Genomic DNA, 25235 nt, shown 5'->3' with positions numbered 1-25235 from the left:
CGAGTAGTTGGGTGGCCTCCACGCACAGCTGCAGGTGGGTGCCGACGTCGGTCGTACGCAGCTCCGCGGTGAACGCCTCGACGGCCTGCCAGGCCCGCTCCCGCTGCCGAGGCCCGTCATTTGCGTGGGCCCGTTGAAGGAGGTGCGGTAGGCGACGCGCCGCTGGGAGGGCAGGGAGACCCGCTTGCGGCGCGCGGACCTCCTGGGGTGACCGGTGAATCACTAGGGTATGAGCCAGCCCCTTGCCGAGCTGGTCAAACAGGACGATCGTGACGACTGCGAGCGGGCTTCGACGCGATGGACTTTCCTACTCTACTAGGAAGGACCCTCCTAGTGGAGTATTCTCACAGGTGTGACCGAGGTTCCTCCACCACACATGCGCCAGCTCGCCGAGGTAGCAGCGATTGTGGCCGCCGCAGGCGCCACAGCTGACTGGCTGTATCACCTCAAGGGTGACATGTGCGCGCTGCGTGTGATCAAGGATGGCATCATTTCGGTTCCCGTCATGATCCCTGCCGACCCGGATCGTGACCCGGAGCTTTTTCGTGAAGCCCTCAAACGCCTGGAGGCGGTCGCAGAAAGGATGAGCCGATGAGTAAAACGATCACCTATGTCATCACCTTTGAGAACGAGCGATGGGTCTCGCGCTGCCCCACCGGGGAGGTGGAAGGAGTCGGTGTGGCCCGCTCCTTGTCGCAGTTGGAGCGTGACTTGGCGGAGATTCACACCTGGGCCTGGCCTGAGAACACCCCTGGCGTGAAGTTCGTCTTCGATTTGCCCGAGGATGTGGCCGCGGTGGTGGCCGAATACAACCGTGAGAAGGAGCTGGCTGAAGCTCACACCAAGCGCGTCGCGGAGCTGGCCGTCAAGGCTGCGAAGGTGCTCACGAGCCACTGGTCGGAGCCGGATGCGGCACGTGTCATGGGTCTGTCCAAGCAGCGCGTCCACCAGTTGAAGGTCAGCGCCTGACGGGTGCCGGACCCCTCTGCGTCAAGCTCAAGTTCGTGTCGGCAGTGTTAAGGCGCCCGAAGCTCGAACCCGGAACCTACCAGGGCCCCGGCGTTGATTCACTCTGTCCCGGTTCGTCGGATTGATCAGATGGTGTAGACGGCGAAGGCGTCACCGTGGTCGAGGAGGTCACGGCGGGCATGGGCGATGTTGGCGCGGTCGGCCAGCCGGGCGGTGCTGATCGCCAGGTTTCTGAAGCCGGCCAGCGCTCTGGGCGCGGTTCCCGACCTGACCTGGGAGTGATCCTCCCGGAAGGTCACGTCGCGGACCCGGTGGAGACGGTTTTCCACGCCCCAATGCGCCCGTTCACAGTGGTTGAGATGAGCGGGCCCGGCCGCTTCGGCGGGCAGGCCGGTGATGCCGTACACGATCTCCTTGCTGGTCCAGACGCCGTCCAGGTCGCCGACGTCGCGGCGGAGCCGGAAGGCTTGGCGGGCGCCGGGGAACAGGGCGTCGTCTGCTTTGGCGGTGCGGATGGTGCGGCGTTCGGTGCGGTCGTGCCCGTGATCGTCATCGATGGCGGTGGTCGCGGTCCAGTCGGCATCCGGGCCGGTCAACAGAGCCTGGGCGGCCGCACGGGCCAGCGGCTGGTTACCCTTCAAAATGAGGATGTGGTGGGCGTCCGGATGCTGGGTGATCAGGCGGGCGGTGGCCTTGGTGGTGTGCGGCGCGTCCAGGGTCAAGACCGTCCCGGCCACGTCCGGCTGGGCCAGCAGAGCACGGGCGGCGGGTCCCTCCCCGTGCTTGTCGGCGACCTGGCATTGGCCCAGGATTACGCCGTGCTCGTGGCTGATCGCCCCGACCAGGAAGACCCGCCCGCCCTGCTCGGTCCGGGCGTCGCGACAGGCCTTGCCATCCAGGGCGGCGCCGGGCAGCAGCCCGGCCGGGGCAGGATGGGTGACCTGTCGCTGGGCTACGCGCCGCTGCTCACGCTCGACGGGTCCAGGGGTGTGGGGAATCCGCGGCGCCGGCGCCGCCCGGCGCACCACCTCGGCCACGTAGCCGCTGATCGCCGTGTCCAGCGCGTCGGCGTCCAGGTCGGCCGGGACCCGACGGAAAGTCCGCTCACCGGGCACGACGAACAGGCCGGTGAACGGATCGCGATAGGCGCCCAGCCGCTCCAGCACCGTTTGCGAGGTCCGGGCGGCCCGCTGCCGGATCGCCGCGACGCTGTCGCCGCCGACCACGAGGGTTGCGCACGCCGTCAACGTCAAGATGACCAGCAGCGGATGCCGCAGCCCGCAGGCCGAGCGCCGCTCGGGCACGGCCGCCAATCGGCGTATCAACGCCGATTCCACCACGGCCGGATCAGTCGCCAACTCGGCTTCCCGCAACGCCAGGTCGGCGAACCGGTCAAGACACGGGACGAGACGAGAGCTGGTCAGGGAAGATGGGGACACGAGCGCGACTCCTGCGGCGATCTTCGGATTCGAGACCTGAAAGATCAGCAGAAGTCGCGCTCTTTCGTCTTTCACCTGGCCAAACACTCAACGTCGGCATACCGCATCAGAACCCGGGAACGCCGGGGCCCTGGGTCCATGTGGAGCTGCACTCCAGCATCACCGGCTCCGCGGTCATTCTGGGCCGTCCCCCCGAGGGCGTGACGGACGGGTGGCGGCGTGATGTCCGCCGCGCTGACGACCGGCACCGGTACCTCACCGTCCACGTCGGACGCACCCGTATCACTGTTCATTTAGACCCAGTCACCACGGCCGATGGATGGCAACTGGACCGTAACCACCACCGTGTCGTCGCCGAACGTGACGATGTGGTTCTCCACGACCAGGTCATTGAGGACTCCCCGCTACGGACGGCCATCCGCGAGGCCACCGATGCGCTTACCGGTCTCCGTCCGTTGCCACCGCTGGACCTGGGGCCGTTGCGGCGCATCACCGCGCTGGCCGAGCACCTGCGTGCTCGGCGGACCGAAGCGCTCACCAGGGACCCGGACTTGTTCCAGTTCGAACGACGTGGGACCTGCTTGTCTAGTGGTGGTCCCGGCGCAGGCGTTTGAGGTCGGAGCGTTGTTTCTTGGCGGTGATCCGCCGTTCGATCGCGCCCCTGCTCGGTTTGGTCGGGCGGCGTTTCTTGGGGGGCGGGGCGATCGCCTCGCGGAGCAGCTGGGCCAGGCGCATCTCGGCGGCCTCGCGGTTGCGCAGCTGGGAGCGGAACTCCGAGGCGGCGATGGTGATCACGCCGTTCACCAGGCGGGAGGCGAGGCGTTCGAGGGCCCGGGCCTTGAGGACGTCGCCGAGCGCACCGGTGGCGGTCAGGTCGAAGCTGAGCTCGACCCGGCTGTCGGTGGTGTTGACCCCCTGGCCGCCGGGGCCCGAGGAACGGGAGAACCGCCAGCCGAGCTCGGCCTCGGGGACCGAGACCGAACCGCTGATCTGGAGCGGACCGGGCATGGCGGTGACTTCCTTCTCGCAGGGGGTGTGTTCTCAGGGTACCGAGGAGTGACAAGCATGGACCAACTGGTTTTATGCCTCGTTTCTCGATGTGCGATGGGCTGTGCAGCGGTACACGGGCAATCTTCCGCCCCTTGACGCTGCTCCCGGACCGGAGAAACCACAGGCCGTACGGGGGCGGCCGTACCGGATGAAACTTTCAACGGCGGTTGACGCGCGTGGCGCCAGCCCACAAGATCATGGTGCCTCCCTGGTCAGGAGGGGGCGTCGACTGGATTCCGCTACCGAATTGCGGGCCAGTGCTCCGGCCTTCAGGACTCCGTTGCCCAATTCGTTCTCGATCTCCGCAACCTGCGTGCCCGGCACCGGATAACGACGCCAGACGTCGACCGGCGGCAATTAAGCAACGGAGTCCTTCAGGTCGGGGGTGAAGGCCCGCGCGGGAGTGCCCATAGGGCGCGAGCGTGCCCTAGCGGGCACCTTTGGCTTAGGTGTCAGGGGTGGGGTGTTTGCGGGCAGGGTGGGCGGCCCGCCAGGCGTCGAGTTCGGTTTTCGGCCAGAGCAGGGTTCGCCCGACGCGGGCAGGCTGGGGGAAGCCTGCCAGGCGTCGGGCGAAGGTGTAGACCGACGTCACCTTGACGCCCAGGTGTTCGGCGGCTTGTTCGGTGCTGAGGAAACCGTCTGTGTTCACAGTGACTACGATACGTGCGCTAGACTATTCGCAGTCAGTGTGAACAGTGAGAGGGTGTGGGATGCAGCTCAGGTACAATTTCCGGCTCTACCCCAGCGCTGCTCACGAGAGTTCCCTGGCGCGGGCGTTCGGGTGCGCCCGCGTGGTGTTCAACGACGGGCTGCGCGCCCGCCAGGAGGCCCACGAGAACGGTTTGCCGTATATCGGCGACGCCGACCTGTCCAAGCGGGTCATCACCCAGGCCAAGCAGACCCCGGAGCGGGCGTGGCTGGGCGAGGTCTCGGCGGTGCTGCTCCAGCAGGCGCTCGCGGACCTGAACACCGCCTACCGCAACTTCTTCGCCTCCCTGTCCGGCAGGCGCAAGGGCCGCAAGGTCGCCGTGCCCCGGTTTCGGTCCCGCAAGGACAACCGCCAGACGATCCGGTTCACCAAGAACGCCCGCTTCACGATCACGGCGGGCGGGAGACTACGGCTGCCGAAGATCGGGGATGTACCGGTCCGCTGGTCACGCTCCCTGCCCGCCGGCCCGTCCTCGGTCACGGTGATCAAAGACGCGGCCGGGCGGTACTTCGCCTCGTTCGTCGTCCAGACCACCACCGAGGCGCTGCCCGAGGTGCTGCCCGGGCCGCCGAACGAGGTGGGCATCGACCTGGGGCTGACCCACTTCGCGGTCACCTCCGACGGCACGAAGATCGACAACCCGCGTATTCTGCGGCGCGCGGCCAGGAAACTCCGCAAGGCACAGAAGGCGCTGAGCCGCACACAGAAGGGTTCAGCCAACCGGGTCAAGGCCAAACTGAAAGTCGCCAAGGCGCACGCCGGGGTGACCGACACCCGCCGGGACTGGGCACACAAGCTCTCCACCACGCTGATCCGCGACAACCAAGCGATCTATGTGGAGGACCTCGCCGTGTCCGGATTGGCCCGCACCCGCCTGGCCAAGAGCGTGCATGACGCCGGGTGGTCACAGTTCGTCGCGATGTTGGAGTACAAAGCCGCCCGATACGGGCGGACGTTCGTCAAGATCGACCGCTGGTTTCCCAGCTCGAAACTGTGCTCGGCGTGCGGAACCGTCGCCGACTTCATGCCGCTGAACGTCCGGTCATGGGTGTGCGCCTGCGGCGCCGTCCACGACCGCGATGTCAACGCGGCCATCAACATCCTGACCGAAGGACAACGAATCGTCGCCGCTGGACGGAAACCTCCCCGCTGAAAAGCGGAGAGGAGGCGGAGACGTTAAACGCCCGTGGAGGCCAGGTAAGACCACCGCTCGCGGTGGCACAGGCCGATGAAGCAGGAAGCCTCAGAGGTGCCGCGTGACGCGGCACGGGCTGAATCTCCGGCCTTCGGGCCGGAGAGCGCGTCAAACGGTCAACGTGATCGCGCGGGACGGCGGCGGCGGTGTCTCGCCGGCCTCCCCGCCCCTCACGTTCACGACCGGCACGCCCGCCTCCAGCTCCTGCGCGGTCCGGCTGAGTAACCAGTCCGACTGGGGCAACGGCTATGTCGGCGCCATCGACATCACCAACAACGGCGCGCCGATCAACGGCTGGACCCTGAACTTCAGCTGGCCCAGGACGTGGCAGAGCCTGGGCGGCGGCTGGAGCGCCGTCTGGACGCAGAACGGCTCGAACGTCAAGGTCGTCAACGAGCCCGGCAACGGCTCGCTGCCCACCGGCGCGTCGACCACGATCGGCTTCGTCGGCAACTACAGCGGCCCGAACGTCCTCCCCGCCGTCTTCACCCTCAACGGAACCGTCTGCACGACGCGGTAGAGCAGTCCGGGGCCGTCCCGTGCGGACGGCCCCGGACACGCCCACCGCGTGTCGCAACCCGGTGAACCTATCTGGTCAGCTGTGGTCAGCGCAGTGGTGGGTTTTCGAGACCGCCGCGGTCAGGTCATGGGCCGATCCAGGGCGGCTGCCCCTCGCAGGAAGAGGTCGACGACTTCGCAGGCCCGCTGATCGGCGGGAGGCGGAGCGGGACGCTCCTGCGAGGGCATCGCCACATCGGCGGGCATGGGCTGGAGCATGCCGGCCAGTTCCATGAAAGCCATGGCCAGGAAGCCCGGATCAGCCTTCCGTAGCTCGCCCGTCTGCACTGCCTGGGCCATCAGGTCGGTGACGGGCGTGATCAGACCACGCACGTAGGCGCGCGAGATGTCGGCGCGCTGTGCGTCCTCCAGGTGGCGGGTGGCGTAGTAGATCTGGTCACCGAGAACGGAGTCGTACGTCCCCCGCGCATAGGTGTCGGCGAGGGCGAGGAGGCGGTCGCGGAGATCGCCGTCGCCCTCCAGCGCCTGCTGGAGCGCGGCGGAGGTCTCCTCGATGTAGTGGTGGGCGACTTCCATGAACAGGGCGGGCTTCCCGCCGGGGAAGTGGTGGTAGAGGCTGGCCTTCTTCACGTCCACGGTTCTGGCGATCTCGTCGAGGGAGACCCCGAGGTAGCCGTGTTCGGCGAGGAGACGGGCGAATTCATCGCGGGCGCGGACGCGGGTATCGGCTTGGCGTGGCATGGCGGTTCAGACTCCTGTACGGGTACGGCGGATAAGGGCGAGGCGGGCCGCGACAGCGCCCGCGGCAAGAATGCCGGCGGTGACGAGAGTGCCGGAGAGAAGGTTCTGCTCGCTCCAGGGTGAGGTGAGCAGGCCGCGCATCGCTTCCAGTGGCGGGGTGAGGGGGTTGATGTCGGCCGCGTAGGCCATCCAGCCGTCGAGTTGGTCACGCGGTACGAAGGTGGCGGTGAAGAACGAGAGAGGGAAGAAGATCAGGGTGACGGATCCGATCGCCGAGCCGTTGCCGGTGTGGAGGGCGACTGCGGCCGTCAGCAGCTGGAATCCGGTGCCGAGGAGTACGGTCGCGCAGACCAGGGCGAGCAGGGCGGGGAGGCCGGAGACGGGACTCAAGCCGAGCAGCAGGCCGAGTGCGGTGAGCGCGCCGGCCTGCACGGTGAGGATGAGGATCCCCGCCAGGACGGGGGCGGCGATGAGCGTCCAGCGGCCCACCGGGGTGAGCCATAGCCTGGCGTGATAGCCGGAGCCGATGTCGCGCACGAGGAGCTGGCCGGCGGTGGCGCCGCCGGTGAAGGCTGTGGTGAGCAGGCACAGCGGCAACACCACGTCGATGTAGCGTCCGCCGGGCGTGGTCGCGGAGACGACCGTGGAGAGCTGCGCCTCGTAGACGATCAGGAAGAACGCGCTCATGAACAGCGGTGAGTAAAGCAAGGAGGGTGTGCGGGCGCAGGCCCTGAGCGAGCGGGCGGTCAGGGCCCGGAACGCGGCGAACGATGCCGGCGCTGCGGACAGGGGCATGCGGTCGGCATCGAGGGCGGTGACGGTGGCCGGGGCGGTGTTCATGCGGCGGATTCGCCTTTCGGCGTGGTGGCGAGGCGGCCTTCGCGCAGGATGCCCACGCGGTCGCAGAGCTGGTCGGCCTCCTCCAGATACTGGGTGGTCAGCAGGACGGTCACGCGGTGGCCGGCGGACAGGGTGCGGATTTCCTCCCACAGGCGGCGTCGGCTGACCGGGTCGAGGCCGGTGGTGGGTTCGTCCAGGAAGAGGACCAGGGGGCGCTGGACCAGGGCGACGGCGAGGTCGACGCGGCGGCGCTGGCCTCCGCTGAGCCGGCTGACGGGGGTGTCGGCGAACTTCTCCATGGAGAAGGAGGCGAGGAGTTCGGCACCGCGGTCACGGGCCTGCCGGGTGGTGAACGACTGCAGCCGGCCCTGCAGGTACAGCAGTTCGCGGGCGGACATGAGGGGGTCGAGGGCTGTTTCCTGCAGGACGATTCCGATGCGGCGGCGCACGGTCTCGGGATCGCGGGTGATGTCGGCGCCCGCGACGTGGGCGGTGCCCCGGGAAGGGCGGAGCATCGTGGTGAGCATGCGGACGGTGGTGCTCTTGCCGGAGCCGTTGGGGCCAAGCAGTCCGTAGACCTCTCCGGCGTTCACTTGAAGATCGAGCTGGTGCACCGCGGAGCGGTCTCCGAAGTCCCGGCCGAGTCCGGCTACACGAATGGCCGGTGGGGTGGTTCTGTCCATTCGCAAAACCTACCTATCGGTAGGTAGATTTTGCAAATGGTCATCCTGTGCCGCGGTGGACCGGCGGCCATCACCACCCGGCGAGGTGAACCGCTGACGTTCACCGGTCATCTCATCGGTGCGCCTGTCGTTGACCCTCGGCGCACAGACCTCGATCGCGCCGGCCCGCGTGGCACGCGGGGGTGCCGTCTTGTTCGAGGAGGGGCAACGCGACAGTCACCCGGTGCCGAGTCGTCCCTGATCACCAGATCTCAGGTGGAGTCGCGCTCGACCAGGGCATGGGTCCACAGGGTGAGGACCGCGACCGGGCGTAGCTCGGCCCAGGCGCGGGCGGCGGCCATGCCTTTCAGGTGGCGCGCGCCGTACTGGATCATGGTGTATCCGAGCCGGCTGAGCTCGCGGTCCAACTCCTCCATCAGGCCGACGGCGAGCGGGCCGTACGGGATGTCGGCCAGCGGCACCAGCACCAGTCCGCTGTGCCCGGTCCGCGGCGTCCGGGCTCCGGCGTGCGGCACGTACCCGAGCCTGTCGACGGCCTCTTGGGCGCGCGCCCGCGTCTCGTCGCTGATCCGCGCCCCCTCGCGGTTGTTGAGGACGTACGACACCGTCGCCTGAGAGACCCCTGCCTCACGGGTGACGTCGAGACTGGTGGGTGGCTTGGCGGACATCGAGTCCATTCTGGATCATCGCGAGTTCGTTAAGGCCGGAGCCGTGCCCTTGTCGCCTTGCGAAGGCGATGCTATCAATTGCTTATACGTATAAGCGATCTCGGCGGCGGCGGGGTGACCTGCGGGGGCGCCACCTCTCGTCGGCGCGGCCGCCATCCTGTTGATCACGTCTGTGAAGGAATCCAATGCTGCACACTCGCGAATGGGGCCGCGGTGACCGGGTCGCCGTGCTGATCCACGGCATCATGGCCGACTCCCGTTGCTGGTGGCGGGTCGGCCCGGCGCTGGCCGAGCGTGGCTACCGGGTCGTCGCGGTGGACCTGCCCGGCCATGGCGAAAGCCCCCGTGCCGAGGAGTACACCCCCGAGCTGTACGCCTCAAGCGTGCTGGAGTCGGTCCCGGCCACCCCCGAACTGGCCATCGGTCACTCACTCGGCGGCCTCACCCTGTCGCTCGCGGTCGAACGGCTCAGGCCGGGAAGGGCGATCTACTCCGACCCGGCGTTCCGCTTCCCCCGGATCGACGGAGTGGACTTCGGTGCGATGATGGCCGCGGCCAAGGACCAGACCGTGGAGATGGTGCGGCAGGTCCATCCCGGCTGGTCCGCCGAGGAATGCGCCCTGGAGATCGAGATGCTGGCCAGGTGGGACCCGGCCACCGCGATGGCGCTGAGCTCGTTCGCCGGCTCGGACTTCACGCCCGAGCCGGTGGTGCCGTCACTGGTTCAGCAGGCCGACCCGAGTGAGCTGATCTCCCCGGAGGCGGCCGAGGCCCTCGTCTCCAAGGGCTTCGAGGTGCGCGTGGTGAAGGGCGCCGAGCACACGATCCACCGCCACCTGTTCGAAGACTTCATGGCCGGGCTCGACGGCTGGATCTAGATCTTTCCGACACGGCTGCTCGCGCCGCTCGTCGCCGTCGTGGTGGAGCCGACCGTGCTCCCCGTCAAGTCCGTCCGCCGATCCGTACCGCTCCGGACGCGGAAACCCGGCCTGGCGGGGAGCACGATGAGTCCAGGGCTCTTCCGGTCGCCGGCCCGGAGGTACGAGACGAGCGCGCGGAAGCTCGCGGACGAGGTCCTGGACGAGTTGTCCCCCGGCCGCGCCGCGCGTCCGGACGGCCGGCGTCAGAAGGCCGGATCGGTGTGGACCCGATCGCCCTCGACGTAGGTGGCCAGCACCGTGGTCTCGGCGATCTCGGTGGCCGGAATCGAGAAGGGGTCGCGGTCGGTGATCACCAGGTCGGCGAGCTTGCCCTTCTCGATCGTGCCGGTCCGGGTGTCCAGGTGATTCACCCGCGCCGTGCCGATCGTGTAGGCGGCCAGCGCGGCCGTCAGGCTCAGACGCTGTTCCGGCAGGAACACCGTGGCGCTCTCGCCGGGGATCGTCCGGTTGACCGCGACGTGGATGCCCAGGAACGGGTCGGGGCCGCTGACCGGCCAGTCGCTGCCCGCCGCGAGCGGAGCGCCCGTGCGGGCCAGATCCCCGAACGGGTACTGCCAGTCTGCCCGTTCCGGGCCGAGGAACGGAATGGTCAGCTCGTCCATCTGCGGCTCGTGCGCCGCCCACAGCGGCTGCATGTTCGCGGTGATCCCAAGAGCGGCGAAGCGCGGCACGTCGTCGGGATGCACGACCTGCAGGTGCGCGATGTGGTGGCGGAGGTCGTTCATGCCGTTGGCGGCCCGCGCCGCCTCGAACGCGTCCAGGGCTTCGCGGGCCGCGCGGTCCCCGACGGCGTGCACGTGGATCTGGAAGCCTTCGGCGTCCAGGCGGGTGACGTACGCGCGCAGCGCCTCCGGATCGACGAAGCTGATCCCCTGGTTGCCGGTCCCGCACCCGCAGCCGTCCAGATAGGAGGAGGTCATCGCGGCGGTGAAGTTCTCCGCGACCCCGTCCTGCATGATCTTGACGCTGGTGGCGTGGAACCGTCCGGCCGTGCCTCTGCGCGCGAGCAGTTCGGGGATCTGCTCCTCGCCCCTGTCGCGGTCCCACCACAGCGCGCCGATCACCCGGGCGGTGAGCAGCCCGGACTCGGCCGCGGTGAGGTAGGCCCGCTGCACCGCGGGGTCGACCATGGCGTCCTGCCAGGCGGTCACACCGACGGAGTGCAGCCGATGCTGACCGGCCCGCAGGGCGGCCAGCATCATGTCCGCGGTCGGCTCGGGGACGTGCCGGGCCACCAGGTGCGACGCGCCTTCGTGGAGCGTTCCCTGCGGGGTGCCGCCGGCCTCCCGCTCGATGCGCCCGTCGACGGGGTCCGGGGTGCCGGCGTCGACGCCGCACAACTCCAGGGCCCTGGTGTTGACCCAGGCCCCGTGGCCGTCCCGGTTGATCAGATGGACGGGCCGGTCGGGGACCACCGCGTCCAGCAGCTGCCGGCTCGGCGTCCCGCCCGGAAACCATTCCATGGACCAGCCGCCTCCGCTGATCCATTCGGCCTCGGGGTTGGCCTCGGCGTAGGCGCGGACGGCGGCGACGGCCTCATCCGCGTCCTCGGCGTCGTGCAGGTCGCACTGGATCATGGTGAGGCCGGCCAGGACGGGATGCACGTGGGCGTCCTGGAACCCGGGGAGCAGGGCGCGGCCGGCCAGGTCGACGACCTCGGTGGCCGCGCCGATCAACGGCCGGACGTCCGGGTCCTCGCCGACGGCGATGATCCGGCCGGCCCGGACGGCGACCGCCGTGGCGGTGGGGGCGGCGGGTCCGAACGTGTGCACCGGACCACCACGGAGGACGAGGTCGGCGGGGGCGGTCATGCGGATTCTCCTCGAGATGAGATCAGGGGGTTCACAGCGACTCCGGGCGGTAGGCCCAGGGGCGGACCCGCTCGACGGCGGCGCCGACCTGGAAGACGGTCGCGTCGTCGTAGCTGCGGCCGACGATCTGCACCCCGGTCGGCATGCCGTTGGACGCGCGGCCGGACGGGACGTTGAGCACCGGGCAGCGGCTGGCGATGTTGAAGACCGGAGTCAGCGCGTACTCCAGATAGTTGTCGAGCTCCACGCCGTTCACGGAGAACTTGGTGTCGACGTACTCCTCACCGGCGAGCAGGCCGGTGGCTCCGGTGGTCGGGCAGATCAGCGCGTCGTAGCGGTCGAGCAGCTCGCCGATCGGCGCGTAGATCGCCGCCTCCAGCTTCAGCCCGTGCAGGAAGGCGCCGCTCTCTCCCATGGCCCGCTCGGCCCTCGCGGCGAAGTCGAGGGCATAGGGGTTGAGCGTGTCGCCGTGCTCGGCCGCGACCTGGCCGACCATGGGGCCGAAGATGGCGCCGAAGTGGATGAAGACGGCTTTGGTGACGTCGGCGCTGCGCAGGCCGACCTCGACCTCCTCGACGATCGCCCCGGCCTCCCGCAGCGCCTCGGCCACGGCCCGGGTGTTGGCCGCGATCTCCGGCTCGATCTCCCAGTCGCCCAGGTTCGGCGCGTACGCGATGCGCAGGCCGGTCACGTCGCCGAGCCGCTCGGGGACGCGCACGGCGGGGCGGAGCGAGACCACGTCGTGGGGGTGCGGGCCGACGATGACGTTCTGCAGCAGCGCGCAGTCGGCGACCGTGCGGGCCATCGGCCCGTCGTGGCAGTAGTGGTCGAGGTTGAACGGCGGCATCGCGGGCACCCGGCCGTAGGGCGGCTTGTAGCCGACCGTGCCGGTGTTGGCGGCGGGTAGCCGGATCGAGCCGCCGATGTCGGAGCCGGTCGCGAGGGTGGCGGTGCCGGAGGCGAGCGCCGCGCCCGCGCCGCCCGAGGAGCCGCCGGGGGAGTAGTCCAGGTTCCACGGGTTGCGGGTGATTCCCCACAGCCGAGAGTGCGTGAAGCCCGCGCAGCAGAACTCGGGCGTGGTGGTGCGGGCGTGCACGATGCCGCCGGCGGCCAGCACCCGCTCGATGACCGGATGGGTCACCTCGGCCACCTGGTCGGCGTAGGCGAGGGAGCCGTCCGTGGCGAGCCGCCCGGCGATCGGCTGCTCGTCCTTCGTGGCCACGGGAATGCCCTCCAGCGGGCGCGGCGAGCCGTCGCGGTAGGCGCGCTCGGCCTGCTTGGCCTGGAGGAGCGCCTCGTCGAAGGTGCGCTCGCTCAGCGCGTTGACCTGAGGCTCGACGGCCTCGGCGCGCTCGGCGACGGCGGTCATCAGCTCGACGGGGGACAGCTCGCGGGACCGGAACAACCGCAGGGCCTCGGTCGCGGAGAGGTAGGCAAGGTCTGTCATGAGAGCTCCTTCGAATCGGTCGCGAGGGCACGTCGGTCCGCCGCGATCTGGGCGGGGTCCCAGCCGGGGCGCGGCACCGAGTGCAGTAGCAGGCGGGTATAGGGATGCTCGGGGGCGGCCAGCACCTGCCGGGTCGGGCCGTACTCGACCACGCGGCCCTGGTAGAGCACGAGGATGTCGTCGGCGATGTGCCGGACGAGCGCGAGGTTGTGGGTGACGAACAGATATCCGACGCCGGTGTCACGGTGGATCTCCGAGAGCAGGTCGAGGATCTGGGCCTGGATGGACACGTCGAGTGCGGCAGTCGCCTCGTCCAGGATCAGCACCTTCGGCTCGGTCGCCAGCGCGCGGGCGATGGCGACCCGCTGGCGCTGGCCGCCGGACAGCCGCCTGGGGAGCGCGTCCGCCTCCCGCTCGCCGAGACCGACCCGCTCCAGCAGTTCGTCGCGGCGGGCCCGCCGTTCCTGCGGGCTCATCCCGAAGTGCAGGCGCAGCGGTTCCTCGACGCACTGCGCGACGCTGACGCGGGGGTCGAGCGAGAGGTAGGGGTCCTGGAAGACCATCTGGAGCTCTCGGGCACGGGCAAGCCGGGTCGCCCTGCCGCGGGCCACATCCGAGCGGTCCCGTCCGCCGACGCGGATCCGGCCGGCGTCCGGCCGCTCCAGGCCGACGAGCATCCGCGCGGTCGTCGTCTTCCCCGATCCCGACTCGCCCACGATGGCCAGGGAGCCGCCGGGTTTCAGCGAGAAGGAGACGTCGTCGACGGCCACCTGGTCGCCGAACGACTTGCGCAGGTTCTCGACCTCCAGCGTGTACTCAGTCATGGATGAGCTCCTCCGCGCGCAGGCAGGCCACCTGAGCACCGTCGATCTCCCGCTGGACGGGTTCCTCCTGTGTGCAGGCGGGCTGGGCGTGGGCGCAGCGGGCCGCGAAGGCACATCCGGCCGGGCTCTCGGCGAGTGACACCGGACGTCCGGGGATGCCGTGCGGCGGCTCGTCCGACCCCAGTCGCGGGGTCGCGGCCAGCAGTCCCGAGGTGTACGGATGGCGGGGCCGGCCGAAGAGCCCTTCGGTGGACTGCGCCTCGACGATCCGTCCCGCGTACATCACGTAGATGCGGTCGCAGATCGCCGCGGCCAGCTCCAGGTCGTGGGTGACGAAGAGCATCCCCATGTCCCGCTCGGCCCGCAGCCTGGTGAGGATCGAGATGACCTCGGCCTGGGTGGTGACGTCCAGTGCCGTGGTGGGCTCGTCGGCCAGCAGCAGCCGGGGCCCTCCGGCGAGCGCGCCGGCGATCATCACGCGCTGCAGCATGCCGCCGGAGAACTCGTGCGGGTATCTGCGCAGCGCCGCGCGCGGCTCACGGATGCCGACCGACTCCAGCAACTCCCCGGCCTGCTTGAGCGCTTCCTTCCGCGACACACCGCCGGCCCGTATCCCTTCGGTGACGAAGTCGCCGATCCTGCGCAGCGGGTTGATGGAGGCCCGAGGGTCTTGGAAGATCATGGAGGCGTCGCGGCGGCGCAGCTCGCGAAGCCGGGTGGGGGACATCGTCAGGACGTCCTCTCCGTCCACCCGCAGGCTGCCGGCGGCCCGCGCTCCCTCGGGGAACAACCCCAGCACCGAGCGGCAGGTGACGGACTTGCCCGATCCGGACTCGCCGACCAGCCCGACGGCCTCGCCCCGCTCGACGTGCAGCGACACACCGTCGAGGATGGGGCGCGCGGCCTTGCCGGCCGCGAGCCGCACGTTCAGGTTCTCGATCTCCAGTAGCCGAGTGGTCATCGCTCCTCCCGCCTCGCGACGCGGTCGGCGATGGACTCGCCGACGATGCTGAACGCGACCACCGTGATCACGATGGCGACGCCGGGGGCGAGTGCGGGGAGCATCGCGCCCTGGAGCAGGGCCGAGGAGCCCTCGTTGATCATCGCGCCCCAGTCGGCGGTCGGCGGCTGCACACCGAAGCCGAGGAAGGACAGCGCCGCGAGATCCATGAGCGCGTACCCGAAGTTGATCGCGGACTGGGCGAGGATCAGCGGAGCGATGTTGGGAAGCAGATGCTTCACGCAGATCACCCAGCCCGACCAGCCCTGCACCCGGTACGCCTGGATGTAGGGGCGGGCCTTCTCCTGCAGAGCCACGCTGCGTGCCAACCGGCCGACGTACGGGGCGTAGGCGACGCTCATCGCGATGACCGGAGCGGTCAGCCCGACACCGAAGAGCGCCACCAGGATGATGGCCAGCAGCAGGGCGGGGAAGGAGAAGACGAGCTCCATGGCGCGCGACAGCACGGAGTCGACGACTCCGCCGTGCCAGGCGGCGGCCACCCCGATCAGCGTGCCGAGCACCGTCGAGACGACCACGACCACCAGCGGGCCGAGCAGTCCCGTCCGGGCACCGAAGATCAGCCGGGACAGGACGTCGCGGCCGGACTGGTCCGCGCCCAGCAGGTGCTCGGGGGTGGAGCCGCTCAAGGTCGCGGACAGGTCGACGGCGTCGGGGTCGTGCGGAGCGATCAGCGGGGCGAGGACCGCCGCGATGATCAGCACGGCCAGCACGGCGAGGGCGGCGGTGACGAGCTTGTCGCCTCCCGCGAGGCGGGCCAGCGGGGCGAGGAACCTGCGCCGGTGGACGGGCAGGGTGGTCATCGTGTGCCTCCCTTCGCGGGGGACAGGCGGGGGTCGATGAGCGGATGGACCAGGTCGACGATGAGGTTGGCGGAGACGAAGGCCAGCACCACCAGCAGGCTGACGGCCTGCACGACCGGGAAGTCCTTGACGGTGACGGAGCTGACCAGCAACTGGCCGACCCCGGACAGGCCGAAGGCGGTCTCCACGATCGAGGTGGCGACCAGCAGGCCGGCCACGATCGTCCCGGCCACCGTGGTGATCGGGCCGAGGGCGTTGCGCAGCACGTGCCGCCGTACCACGTCCGAGCCGGGCACCCCGCGTGAGCGGGCCACCTCGACGTGCTCGCGTCCCAGCTCCTCCAGCATCGACGTCCGGGTCACCCGGGCCAGCAGGCCGACGAAGGTCAGGGCGAGCGCCGCCGCCGGGAGCGTCAGATGGTAGATCCGGTCACCGAGGCCGCTGCCGTTGCCGAAGGCGGGGAACCAGCCCAGCTGGACGGAGAACAGCGAGATCAGCCCGATCGCGGCGACGAACGAGGGGGTGGCAGTGGCGACGCCCGTGCCGATGAGGACCGCCCGGTCGACGACGCCCCGCCGCAGCGCGGCCAGCGCCCCGAACGCCAGCCCTCCGACCAGGATGAGCAGGCCGGCATAGCCGATGAGCCACAGCGTCGTCGGCAGCCGGGCGGCGATCAGACCGCCCACATCCTGCCGGAACTGCGCGGACTTGCCGAAGTCGCCGGTGACGACGCCGCCGATCCACTTGGTGTACTGGACCAGGAACGGGTCGTTCAGGTGGTACTGCTCTTTGATGGCCGCGACCGCCGCCGGTGACGCCGAGCGCCCTCCCATGAGGAAGGTCGCCGGGTCACCGGGGGCGAGATGGACGGAACCGAAGACCAGGAACGACGTGATGAGCAAGGTCACGACGATCCCCGCGAATCGGCGGAGGAGGAAGCCTGCCATGGTCGAACTCAACCGGCCGAACCCAGACGAGCGGCCCACGGATAGACGAGCTGGGAGATGCTGGTCGGCGCGCCGGTGAGCCGCTTGTTCAGGAACAGGTTGTGCGGCGGCTCGTACAGCGGGATCCAGACCACGTCGCGGACGGCGATCTCCTGCAGCTTGGCGACCACCGCGGCGCGCGCCGCCGGATCGGCCTGGGTGTTCGCCTCATCGACCAGGGCGTCGTACTCGGAGTTGGAGTAGCCGCCGTAGTTGGCGAAGTTGCCCGTCTTCAGGATCCCGTAGAACTCCAGCGGGTCGGGGGTGGAGTCGTACCAGATCGTCATGACCAGGTCGATGCCCTCGCGGGCCTTCGGGTCGGAGAACAGCGCCGTGTAGGCATCAGGGGCGACCGCCTTCAACTCGACCTGCAGGCCGATCTCCCGCCCCGCCGACTGCACCGCGTTGGCGATGACGCCGATCTCGGGGGCGAGCGTGCTGGTCGCGATCACGATCTTCTTGCCGGAGGCGCCGGCCTCCTCGATCAGCTTCTTCGCCCCGGCGACATCCCTGGTGAGGGGCGGAAGCTTGGCGTAGTACTCCTTGGCCGCCTCCGGGGCGATGCCCCAGGCGCCGATGGCGCCGGGCGCCTTCGCGGGTGCGGCGGTCCCGCCCGTGGCGGCCTTGATGATGCCGTCGCGGTCGAGCGCCATGGACAGCGCCTTGCGGACCTTGACGTCACCGAGCGTGCCCTTGAGGTCGGTGGGGATCAGGTTCACGGCCGTCGTGTTGGGGCCGAAGTAGAGCGTGCCGCTGCCGGCGGTGCGGAGCTTGGGGAACCCGGGGGGCGGTAGCAGGTAACCGCCGTCGACCTCGCCGGAGAGCAGCGCGTTGACGCGGGCGGCGGGGTCCGGGATGAACACCATCTTGAGCGTGTTCACCTTGGGCGCGAGCGACGGGTCCCAGTAGTCGTCGAACTTCTTGAGGTTGATCGCCTGGCCCTTCTGCCATGAGTCGAGCGAGAAGGGGCCGGTGCAGTTGACTCCGGCATCCGGGGTGCCGTAGCCCTCCTTGGCCAGGGAGGCGGCGCTCTCGATGGTTCCGGCGGAGGTGCCCATCTCCTCGTTGAAGAGCTGGTCGGGCTGCTTCAGATGGACCGTGACCTCCATCGGCCCGGTCTTCTCGATCTTGTCGACGTTCTCGTAGGCGGAGACCCAGTACGAGCCGACCTCGGGGTCGAGGTGGCGGCGCATGCTGGCGACGACGTCGTCGGCGGTGAGCGTGGAGCCGTCGTGGAATTTCACCCCGGAGCGGATCGTGTAGACCCAGCGTTTGGGATCGGGGGAGGTGGCGGCACTGGCCAGGCCGGGCTCCACCTTCAGGTCGGGAGTGATCCGCATGAGCTGCTCGCATATGTTGGCGAGCACGGTGTTGGGGTGGTAGTCGAAGGCGTACACGTAGTCCAGGGACTGCGGTTCGGCGTACAGCGACCAGGTCACCGAGTCCACGGCGCCCTTGGCCGCCGGAGTGTCCTTCGTGATCTCGAAAGCGGCGGAGCCGCCGTCCTTACCGGCGCTTGTGGCGCCGCCGCAGGCGCTGACCGCGAGGGCGAGCAGGGCGGTCGCCGCGACCAAACGGGAGGTGCACATCAGATCACCTCTTTCTGAACGGGCCGCAACGATCCGATGTGCGGCTGAGATTGCAGTGAGTATTCGTGAAGGAACGTTCCTGCACAAGAGGTTGGCGGAACGATTCTGCAATGCTTGGATGGGTGGCGGCAGCGCCCGGCAGGATGACAGGATCGTTTTCATGAGCCAGCCAGAGCGCACGGCCCGGGTTCGCCTCGTGGATGTGGCCCGTGCCGTGGGGGTGTCCAAGACGACCGTGTCGGACGCGCTGAACGGGACCGGCCGGCTTCCCGCGGCCACCCGCGAGCGTGTGCAGAGGGTGGCGCGATCGCTCGGCTACCGCCCGAACGCCACGGCACGGCTCCTACGCAGGGGACACACCCGGCTGCTCGGCCTCGCGGCACGTGAGCACGTCGAGACACCGTGGGTGTACGCCGATCTGGCCTACTTCTCACAGCTCGTCATCGCCACGACCCAGGTGGCTCTGTCCCATGGATATGGCGTCGTCCTGTTGCCGACCTCAGGGCCGGAGGACTGCTGGCTGGACATGCCGCTGGACGGCGTGTTCGTCGTCGACCCGGTCGCGGGAGATCCGATGGTCGGAGACTTCCTCGCGGCGGGCGTCCCCGTGGTCTCCGATCGCCGGGCCCTGGCGGAGGTCACGAACGGAGTACGGGAGGTCGGCCGGTGGGTCGACTTCGACTACGACGGCGCCGTACGCCAGGTCCTCGATCACCTGGAGGACGCCGGTGCCGAACGGATCGCGGTCGTCGCGGCCGCGGCCACAGCCTGCTTCCACCAGCAGTCCGTGGGCGCCTACCAGGACTGGTGTGCCGAGCGGGACCGTGAACCCTGGATCGTCTACCTGCCCGGCCCCGGTGTGCAACAGACGCTCGACGCCGTGCGGGAACTGCTCGCCGCCCCGGTCCCGCCGGACGCGCTGTTCACACTGGTCGAGGTCAGCTCGCCGCTCCTGCTGGACACGATCCGCAGGCTCGGCCGCTCCATCCCCGACGACCTGCTGCTTGTCTGCACCACGGAGGATCCGGCGGCCGCCTACACCGACCCGCCGATCAGCACGCTCAGCTTCCTGCCCGGCGAGACCGCCCATGCGGCGGTGGAACTGCTCGTCGACCGCATCGAAGGGCGCGAGGGTGACCACGGCCGCCTCTTCTCGGCCGACTTCCAGATCCGCGCGTCTTCGGCCTTTCCCGGACGGCGGCGGACGCTGCGGCCGGCGGTGTCCACACTCACTCCCGGGTGACGCTCGTGACCCGTCATGTGGCTCCAGAACCGGGTCACGCCGACGATCCCGGCGGGAGAGCCTCGCTGTTCTCCTACAGGGGTATGGCGGTGGTGAGGCGGATGTCGTCGAGTGAATGCCCGGTCTGGAGCACGTAGTCCCCGGAGACCAGGCGCCATCCGTGCTCGCTCCAGACCTCGGCCGCGCGGCGCGGGATCTCGACGGATACCTCGGCGGTCTCGCCGGGGCCGGTCTCGGCGACGGCGAACCCGACCAGCCAGCGGGCGGGCCGGGACTCGTCGGGAACCGTGGGTGCCAGGTAGACCTGTACCACCTCGCGGCCGGGCCGCTCGCCGGTGTTGCGCACCCGGACGGTGAGCGTCCCGTCGGCGTACCCGGCGTACTCGTAGTGCCAGGTCGTGTATCCGAGACCGGCTCCGAACCCGTAGGCGGGAGCCGTACCCGACCGCTCCCAGGCGCGGTAGCCGACGAAGACGCCCTCCTCGTACCGCAGCACACCGTCGACGGGGGTGACGTCGATGACCGGACAATCCTCGAGCACGCCGGGCCAGGTGGTCGGCAGGCGGCCGCCCGGCTCCGTACGGCCGAGCACTACGTCGGCCAGCGCGTGGCCACCCTCCTGGCCGGGGAACCAGGTGAGCAGGATGGCCGCGACCTCTTCCCGCCACGGCATCTCCACCGGGGAGCCGGCGTTGACCACGACGACCGTCCGCGGGTTGGCGGCGGCCACCCGGGACACCAGCTCGTCCTGGCGGCCGGGCAGCTTCAGCGACGTGCGGTCGAAGCCCTCGCTCTCCACCTCCTTGGTCGTGGCCACGACGACCACGGCGACGTCCGCCGCCGAGGCGACCCGTACGGCCTCCTCGATCAGTTCGTCCGAACCGGGCGACGGCTCCCGGTGACCGAGCGTGGCGCCGACGAAGGGGAACGACAGCGGTGAGGACCGGGACACCGTGTGCTCGAGGCTGATGTCGACCGGTTCCCCGGCGCGCAGCTCCACGTCGACGACGGTGTGCGGCGGCGCCATGAACAACGCGATCGGGTCATCGCTTTCCGGGACCATCGTCCCGTCGAAGCGGGTCTGTCCGTCGACGACGAGCCGGAAGCGGCCGACCCCCTCGATCGAGAGCCGGTGCACGCCGCCGACCGCGGGAGTGAACGTGCCGGTGATCTCGACGCTGCGCAGCTCGTGGAAGGCCACGCCTTCCGGCATCTCGCCGAGCCACTGGATCGCCCCCTCGGACAGTGGGAGGTCGCCGAGCATCCGCCCGTCCTCCGACCGGCAGACCACACGCAGCGGGAAGCGTGCCGGGTTGAATCTGCCGCTGGGGTCGGCCCCGCGGGCGTACGCCATCCGGACCCCCGCGGACGCGAGCCCCTCGTACGGCGACACGACATGGGAGGGGAAGACCTGCGCGCTGCCCCCGCCCATCACGCGGGCCTCCTTCGCCGCTCCTCCGACGAGGGCCACGCTCGTGTCCGGGCCGAACGGCAGGACGCCGTCGTTGCGCACCAGCGTGAACGACGCCGCCGCGACCTCGCGGGCCAGCGCCTCCCCGTCGACGGCCGGAAGGGGCTCGGCGCGGGGCGCGCCCTTCAGGGCGCCCACCCGGCGGGCCAGGGTCAGCACCCGGCGTGCGTGTTCGTCCACGACCTCCTCGTCCAGCTCTCCGGCGCGTACGGCCGCCGCGAGCGCCGGGCCGTACACGGTGTGGGGGCCGGGCATGGCGATGTCGAGCCCTCCGAGCGCGGCGCGGATCGTGTCGCGGGCAGCCGTCCAGTCGGAGACGATGACGCCGTCGAATCCCCACTCCTCGCGCAGGACCTTGTTCTGCAGCTCGTCATGCTCTGTCATGGTGGGCCCGTTGACCCTGTTGTAGGCCGCCATGACGCCGAACGGCCCCGCCTTCCTCACCACGATCTCGAAGGGGGCCAGGTAGAGCTCGCGCAGGGCGCGCTCGCCGATCAGGACGTTGGCGGTCATCCGCTCGGTTTCGGAGTCGTTGGCCACGAAGTGCTTGACCGTGACGGCGACCCCGCCCTCCTGGACTCCGGTGACGTACGCGGCGGCGATCTCGCCGCTCAGTACCGGGTCCTCGGAGTAGCACTCGAAGTGCCGGCCGCCGAGGGGGGAGCGGTGCAGGTTGACGGTCGGCGCCAGCAGCACGTGAACGCCCTTGCGTCGGGCCTCCTGGGCCAGCAGGTTGCCGACGCGGCGGGCCAGCGCCACATCCCAGGTCGCGGCCAGGGCGGTCGGGCTCGGCAGGGCGACGGACGGGTCGTCGGCCGTCCACCTGGCGCCTCGGACGCCGATCGGCCCGTCCGACATGACGATCGAATCGAGGCCGGCGCCGGGCGCCGCGGGCAGGCTCCACATGTCCTGACCGGCCAGGATGCGCGCCTTGGTGTCCAGGTCGAGTTTGCTCAGCGCCTGTTCCACGATGTCGTCGTGCTCGATTCCCGACACGGTCAGTGAACCTCCTTGATGCGAGTGACCAGAACTGTGCCCACGATCACGCTGATCGGGGCGCAGAGGAAGAGTGCGGGCCGGTTTCTCCGGCGGTCGTGCGGAGCGTCGCCGGGGAACCGGGGCCGGCGAGGGCGAGGCGGCGCGCGAAACCAGAACGTGCGGTGGCCGGGAGAACGCCGGGCCTCCCTGGACCGACGACGAGGGGGTCGGCCACGTGATCTCCTTGAATCTCGCGGTACGCGCTTTCCTTCGGGAGTATGCTCACAATTACCGAATAGTCGGTAGGTCATGATATGCAATTGTTATTCTTGGTGATCGCGTTAGGCTCGGCGCGACGAGAGGAGCTGACGCATGGTGCGACGCCGAGGATCACGCGAGAGCCGGCGGGAGGAGATCCTGCTGGCCGCGCTCGACGTGTTCGCCGAACGCGGCTACACGGGGGCGTCGATCGCGTCGATCGCCGAGCGGGTGGGCCTCAGCCAGCAGGGGGTGCTGCATTACTTCCCGAGCAAGGATCGGCTGCTCGCCGAGGTTCTGCGGTTGCGCGACGAGCGCAATCTCGATGTGCTCGTGCTGCCCGGTGAGGGAGGAGCGATCACGCTGGACACCGTGGCCGCGCTGGTCGAGTACAACGCACAGCGCCGCGGCATCGTGCAGTCCTTCACCGTGCTCTCCGCGGAGAGCGTGATCGAGGACCACCCGGCCAGGGATTTCTTCAAGGAGCGCTACGGAACCTCCCGCGTCTGGATGGCCGAGGTGATCCGCGCCGAACTCGGCGACGATCTGCCCGCCGGCCTCACCCCCGAGCAGGCCGCGCCGCTGATGTTCGCGGTGATGGACGGACTCCAGCTCCAGTGGCTGCTCGCCCCCGACGAGATCGACATGCCGGGGCTGTTCCGGGCCTTCCTCTCCCTCCTGAAAGCCCGCCACCCGGTCTCCGAATAGCACTCCATCCGGCTCAGCGGACCGACTTGACGGGGATCACGGTCAGCGCCCCCACGATCGCCACCACGGCGGACGCGATGAAGAGCGTCGGGTAGCCGCCCAGGCCGATGAGGAACGCCGCGGCGAACGGCGCGAACATCTGCGGTCCGGCGTTGGCGATGTTGAGCACGCCCAGGTCCCTGGCGGCGCTCTCCGGGTTGGGCAGGACGAGGGTGACCAGGGCGGTGTCGACGGCGTAGTAGGCGCCGAAGCCCACCCCGTTGACGGCCGCGAAGATCATCATTCCGGTCCAGGTAGGCGACAGCAGCAGGATCAGCATGGCCAGCCCGGTGACCGCGCTGGCGATGAAGACGAACATCCGGTACCGCTGCAGCTTGTCGGCCAGCGGCCCGGTGATCAGGCTGGCGACGATGGAGGCCACCGTGTTGATGATGGTCACGGTTGCCACGGCTCCGACGGCGGTCATGCCCGAGGGGAGCGCGATGTAGTCCTGGAGGATGTAGAGCTGGAACATCAGCACCATGAAGTAGCTGAGGGTCATCAGCGCCCGGCCGATGAACACCCACATGAAGTCGCGGTACCTCAGGGCGGACACGAAGTACGCCAGCGCGGCGAGCGGCGACCTGCGCTCCTTGGCCACCACCGCGTACTCCCCGGGGCGGGGGTCCCTGCTGAACAGCACCAGGAGCACCGCCGACGCGACCACGCCCGCGCCCAGCAGCAGGTAGCCTGCGATCGAGCCGATGTACGCGGCCGCGATCTGGGTGCCGACGACGGCCGCGACCGAGGTGGCGATGCCGATGACGGCCGAGGCGGTGCCGCGCAGTTCCCTGGGCACGCGGTCGGGGACGATGGCCGTGAGCGCGGCTTGGAAGAGGTTCATCATGGCCTGGGCGATGGACCAGGTGACCAGGATCACGATGATGCTGTCGGCCGTGCCGAGGAACCACAGCGTGGCGAAGGCGCCCAGAGCGCCGCCGAGCAGCCAGGGGTTGCGGCGGCCGAACCGGGAGTGCGTGCGGTCGGAGAGTGCTCCGCCGATCGGGTTGAACAGGGTGGCGAAGATCGCGCTGACCCCGGCGACCATGCCTGCGTTGGCCACCTTGTTGACGGGGTCGACGACCTCGATGGCGCTCTGCACGAGCAGGCCGCCCACCCCGAAGTAGAGGGCGAACATCGCGGTGTTGGCGAAGAACAGGAGCCCGAAGAGGCCGGCCTGGCGGGTCCCCGGGCGAGAGGTCCTGACGGTCATGATGCTCCAAGGGGGTGATCGGCATCAGTGGTTGCGACGTGGCCCGCCTCGTGCCGGAGCCGTACCGGGGACTGGTGGGTTCGGAGGAAACGCCGGCGAACGACCGGTCCGAAGCGGTTCTCCGAGGTCAGCGCAGACCGGCGAGGCGGGCGGCGGTCGTGGCGTAGGTCACCGGGGCGGCCGTCCAGTCGGCGTCGATCGGGGTGATGCTGACCTTGCCCTGGATGAGGGCGGCGAGGTCGCTCTTCGCCTCGCCCTCGGTCTCGTTGAAGGCGGCCTCCAGCGTGTAGCTGTCGCCGCCGTTCGACTTGTAGGCCACGCTGAACAGCGCCTCACGGGTCTGCTGGGTGAGCGTGATGCCGGTGGGCGAGGCCAGACCGGGACGCGTCGGATAGTTGACGTTGAGACCGGCGTACTTGGGCAGTAGGGGCCCGCCGCGCGCCGTGCGCTGAAGCTGCGCCACCAGCCTGGCGACGAAGTCCCCCGTGGCCGGCATGTTGGCGATCGTGTTCCGCGGGTTCTCGAAGTCGATCTCGGTGCTCACCGCGATGGCCGGCATGCCGAACTCGATCGCCGTGACCGCCGCGCCGACGGTGCCGGAGTTGTTGACGATGCTGCCGATGTTCTGCCCGAAGTTGGTTCCGGAGACGACCAGGTCGACCTTTTGACCCGCGAGGACGTGGCCGAGGCCGAACATGACCGAGTCGGCCGGAGTCCCGTCAACGGACCAGACCTTGTCGGCCACCTTCTTGGCGGTGAGCTGGGCGCCCTCGTCGATGGTCCGCTTGACGCTCGCGCCGCTCTGGTTGGTGGCCGGGGCGACGATGGTGACGTCGTGTCCCGCGGCGGTGAGCTTGTCGAAGACGGCCTTGATACCCGGGGCGCCGTAACCGTCGTCGTTGCTGAGCAGGATGGTCAGCGGCCTGGCGGGCTCGGAACGCGGGGCGGAGGCGACGGCGGAGGCGGTCGGAAAGGCGGCCGTGGTCACGGCTACGGCGGCGAGGAAGGCGGCGCGTCGGTGGCTCGGCTTCATGGGGGCTCCGAATCTCGGCGAGGGGGTGTCGCTGAGCAGGAGCATGAGCTATCAGAC

The 25235-nt window shown here is 69.6% G+C and carries 24 protein-coding genes; 7 read left to right on the top strand and 17 right to left on the bottom strand.

The window, feature by feature from the left end:
• The first annotated feature begins 352 nt into the window (after positions 1 to 352).
• Both ACQP0P_RS29710 and ACQP0P_RS29705 read left to right on the top strand, forming a co-directional pair.
• Positions 353 to 595, top strand: a complete 243-nt coding sequence (locus tag ACQP0P_RS29710) for a hypothetical protein (protein ID WP_433360594.1) — start codon at positions 353 to 355, stop codon at positions 593 to 595.
• Positions 592 to 969, top strand: coding sequence for a hypothetical protein (locus tag ACQP0P_RS29705; protein WP_433360591.1), 378 nt, complete (start codon positions 592 to 594; stop codon positions 967 to 969). The genes ACQP0P_RS29710 and ACQP0P_RS29705 overlap by 4 nt, the downstream gene beginning before the upstream one ends.
• Before the next feature lie 125 nt (positions 970 to 1094).
• On the opposite strand, the gene ACQP0P_RS29700 is transcribed toward ACQP0P_RS29705, so the two are convergent.
• The 3 genes from ACQP0P_RS29700 to ACQP0P_RS29690 all read right to left on the bottom strand — a co-directional run bounded on the left by ACQP0P_RS29700 (position 1095) and on the right by ACQP0P_RS29690 (position 4107).
• Positions 1095 to 2408 (bottom strand): ISAs1 family transposase, encoded by a 1314-nt coding sequence (locus ACQP0P_RS29700; RefSeq protein ID WP_433360588.1) that lies wholly within the window; start codon positions 2406 to 2408, stop codon positions 1095 to 1097.
• Positions 2409 to 2993: 585 nt separating this feature from the next.
• The gene (arfB, locus tag ACQP0P_RS29695) at positions 2994 to 3416 is read right to left on the bottom strand and encodes an alternative ribosome rescue aminoacyl-tRNA hydrolase ArfB (RefSeq protein ID WP_433360585.1); all 423 of its coding nucleotides are present in this window, start codon (positions 3414 to 3416) and stop codon (positions 2994 to 2996) included.
• A 487-nt stretch (positions 3417 to 3903) separates the two neighbouring features.
• Positions 3904 to 4107, bottom strand: a complete 204-nt coding sequence (locus ACQP0P_RS29690; RefSeq protein ID WP_433360582.1) for a helix-turn-helix transcriptional regulator — start codon at positions 4105 to 4107, stop codon at positions 3904 to 3906.
• Between the two features lie 61 nt (positions 4108 to 4168).
• Between ACQP0P_RS29690 and ACQP0P_RS29685 the strand changes: the two genes are divergently transcribed.
• Positions 4169 to 5320 (top strand): RNA-guided endonuclease InsQ/TnpB family protein, encoded by a 1152-nt coding sequence (locus ACQP0P_RS29685; RefSeq protein ID WP_433360579.1) that lies wholly within the window; start codon positions 4169 to 4171, stop codon positions 5318 to 5320.
• Positions 5321 to 5483: 163 nt separating this feature from the next.
• Positions 5484 to 5882, top strand: coding sequence for a cellulose binding domain-containing protein (locus ACQP0P_RS29680; RefSeq protein WP_433360576.1), 399 nt, complete (start codon positions 5484 to 5486; stop codon positions 5880 to 5882).
• A 119-nt stretch (positions 5883 to 6001) separates the two neighbouring features.
• Here ACQP0P_RS29680 and ACQP0P_RS29675 read toward each other — a convergent pair whose 3' ends face one another.
• The 4 genes from ACQP0P_RS29675 to ACQP0P_RS29660 all read right to left on the bottom strand — a co-directional run bounded on the left by ACQP0P_RS29675 (position 6002) and on the right by ACQP0P_RS29660 (position 8813).
• Positions 6002 to 6622, bottom strand: a complete 621-nt coding sequence (locus ACQP0P_RS29675) for a TetR/AcrR family transcriptional regulator (RefSeq protein WP_433360573.1) — start codon at positions 6620 to 6622, stop codon at positions 6002 to 6004.
• 6 nt (positions 6623 to 6628) lie between these two features.
• Entirely contained in the window at positions 6629 to 7462 is an 834-nt protein-coding gene (locus ACQP0P_RS29670) for an ABC transporter permease (protein WP_433360570.1), read from the bottom strand.
• A complete protein-coding gene (locus tag ACQP0P_RS29665) occupies positions 7459 to 8145 on the bottom strand; it encodes an ABC transporter ATP-binding protein (protein ID WP_433360567.1) in 687 nt (228 codons plus the stop codon). The genes ACQP0P_RS29670 and ACQP0P_RS29665 overlap by 4 nt, the downstream gene beginning before the upstream one ends.
• A gap of 251 nt (positions 8146 to 8396) precedes the next feature.
• Complete coding sequence (locus ACQP0P_RS29660) at positions 8397 to 8813, bottom strand: LacI family DNA-binding transcriptional regulator (protein WP_433360564.1); 417 nt, start codon at positions 8811 to 8813, stop codon at positions 8397 to 8399.
• Between the two features lie 185 nt (positions 8814 to 8998).
• On the opposite strand from ACQP0P_RS29660, the gene ACQP0P_RS29655 reads away from it, so the two are divergent.
• Positions 8999 to 9691: an alpha/beta fold hydrolase gene (locus ACQP0P_RS29655; RefSeq protein ID WP_433360561.1), complete on the top strand. Its 693-nt coding sequence runs from the start codon at positions 8999 to 9001 to the stop codon at positions 9689 to 9691.
• Between the two features lie 245 nt (positions 9692 to 9936).
• Here ACQP0P_RS29655 and ACQP0P_RS29650 read toward each other — a convergent pair whose 3' ends face one another.
• The 7 genes from ACQP0P_RS29650 to ACQP0P_RS29620 are packed head-to-tail and all read right to left on the bottom strand — an operon-like array spanning position 9937 to position 18235.
• Positions 9937 to 11565 carry an amidohydrolase gene (locus tag ACQP0P_RS29650; RefSeq protein ID WP_433360559.1) on the bottom strand — a complete coding sequence of 543 codons (1629 nt, stop codon included), beginning with the start codon at positions 11563 to 11565 and terminating at the stop codon, positions 9937 to 9939.
• 31 nt (positions 11566 to 11596) lie between these two features.
• Positions 11597 to 13012, bottom strand: a complete 1416-nt coding sequence (locus ACQP0P_RS29645; protein ID WP_433360556.1) for an amidase — start codon at positions 13010 to 13012, stop codon at positions 11597 to 11599.
• Positions 13009 to 13836, bottom strand: coding sequence for an ABC transporter ATP-binding protein (locus ACQP0P_RS29640; RefSeq protein ID WP_433360553.1), 828 nt, complete (start codon positions 13834 to 13836; stop codon positions 13009 to 13011). The genes ACQP0P_RS29645 and ACQP0P_RS29640 overlap by 4 nt, the downstream gene beginning before the upstream one ends.
• Positions 13829 to 14797, bottom strand: coding sequence for an ABC transporter ATP-binding protein (locus ACQP0P_RS29635; RefSeq protein ID WP_433360550.1), 969 nt, complete (start codon positions 14795 to 14797; stop codon positions 13829 to 13831). The genes ACQP0P_RS29640 and ACQP0P_RS29635 overlap by 8 nt, the downstream gene beginning before the upstream one ends.
• A complete protein-coding gene (locus ACQP0P_RS29630) occupies positions 14794 to 15660 on the bottom strand; it encodes an ABC transporter permease (protein WP_433360547.1) in 867 nt (288 codons plus the stop codon). Before ACQP0P_RS29630 ends, ACQP0P_RS29635 begins: the two co-directional genes overlap by 4 nt.
• Positions 15657 to 16607: an ABC transporter permease gene (locus tag ACQP0P_RS29625; RefSeq protein WP_433360544.1), complete on the bottom strand. Its 951-nt coding sequence runs from the start codon at positions 16605 to 16607 to the stop codon at positions 15657 to 15659. The genes ACQP0P_RS29630 and ACQP0P_RS29625 overlap by 4 nt, the downstream gene beginning before the upstream one ends.
• Positions 16608 to 16615: 8 nt before the next feature.
• A complete protein-coding gene (locus ACQP0P_RS29620) occupies positions 16616 to 18235 on the bottom strand; it encodes an ABC transporter substrate-binding protein (protein ID WP_433360541.1) in 1620 nt (539 codons plus the stop codon).
• Between the two features lie 160 nt (positions 18236 to 18395).
• Here ACQP0P_RS29620 and ACQP0P_RS29615 point away from each other — a divergent pair, with 160 nt between their 5' ends.
• Entirely contained in the window at positions 18396 to 19478 is a 1083-nt protein-coding gene (locus tag ACQP0P_RS29615; RefSeq protein WP_433360538.1) for a LacI family DNA-binding transcriptional regulator, read from the top strand.
• A 73-nt stretch (positions 19479 to 19551) separates the two neighbouring features.
• Here ACQP0P_RS29615 and ACQP0P_RS29610 read toward each other — a convergent pair whose 3' ends face one another.
• A complete protein-coding gene (locus tag ACQP0P_RS29610) occupies positions 19552 to 21945 on the bottom strand; it encodes a glycoside hydrolase family 3 protein (RefSeq protein ID WP_433360535.1) in 2394 nt (797 codons plus the stop codon).
• Between the two features lie 354 nt (positions 21946 to 22299).
• Between ACQP0P_RS29610 and ACQP0P_RS29605 the strand changes: the two genes are divergently transcribed.
• Positions 22300 to 22893, top strand: coding sequence for a TetR/AcrR family transcriptional regulator (locus ACQP0P_RS29605; RefSeq protein ID WP_433360532.1), 594 nt, complete (start codon positions 22300 to 22302; stop codon positions 22891 to 22893).
• A 13-nt stretch (positions 22894 to 22906) separates the two neighbouring features.
• Here ACQP0P_RS29605 and ACQP0P_RS29600 read toward each other — a convergent pair whose 3' ends face one another.
• Both ACQP0P_RS29600 and surE read right to left on the bottom strand, forming a co-directional pair.
• Positions 22907 to 24145 carry an MFS transporter gene (locus tag ACQP0P_RS29600; RefSeq protein ID WP_433360529.1) on the bottom strand — a complete coding sequence of 413 codons (1239 nt, stop codon included), beginning with the start codon at positions 24143 to 24145 and terminating at the stop codon, positions 22907 to 22909.
• A 127-nt stretch (positions 24146 to 24272) separates the two neighbouring features.
• On the bottom strand, positions 24273 to 25178 hold the full coding sequence (surE, locus tag ACQP0P_RS29595; protein ID WP_433360526.1) for a 5'/3'-nucleotidase SurE: 906 nt from the start codon (positions 25176 to 25178) through the stop codon (positions 24273 to 24275).
• Between the last annotated feature and the right edge of the window lie 57 nt (positions 25179 to 25235).

The sequence above is a fragment of the Streptosporangium sp. CA-115845 genome, from assembly GCF_050943795.1.
In the GTDB taxonomy this organism is placed as follows: domain Bacteria; phylum Actinomycetota; class Actinomycetes; order Streptosporangiales; family Streptosporangiaceae; genus Streptosporangium.
The sequence above is the reverse complement of the archived record's forward strand: the minus strand, read 5'-3'. Positions and strand labels throughout refer to the sequence as shown.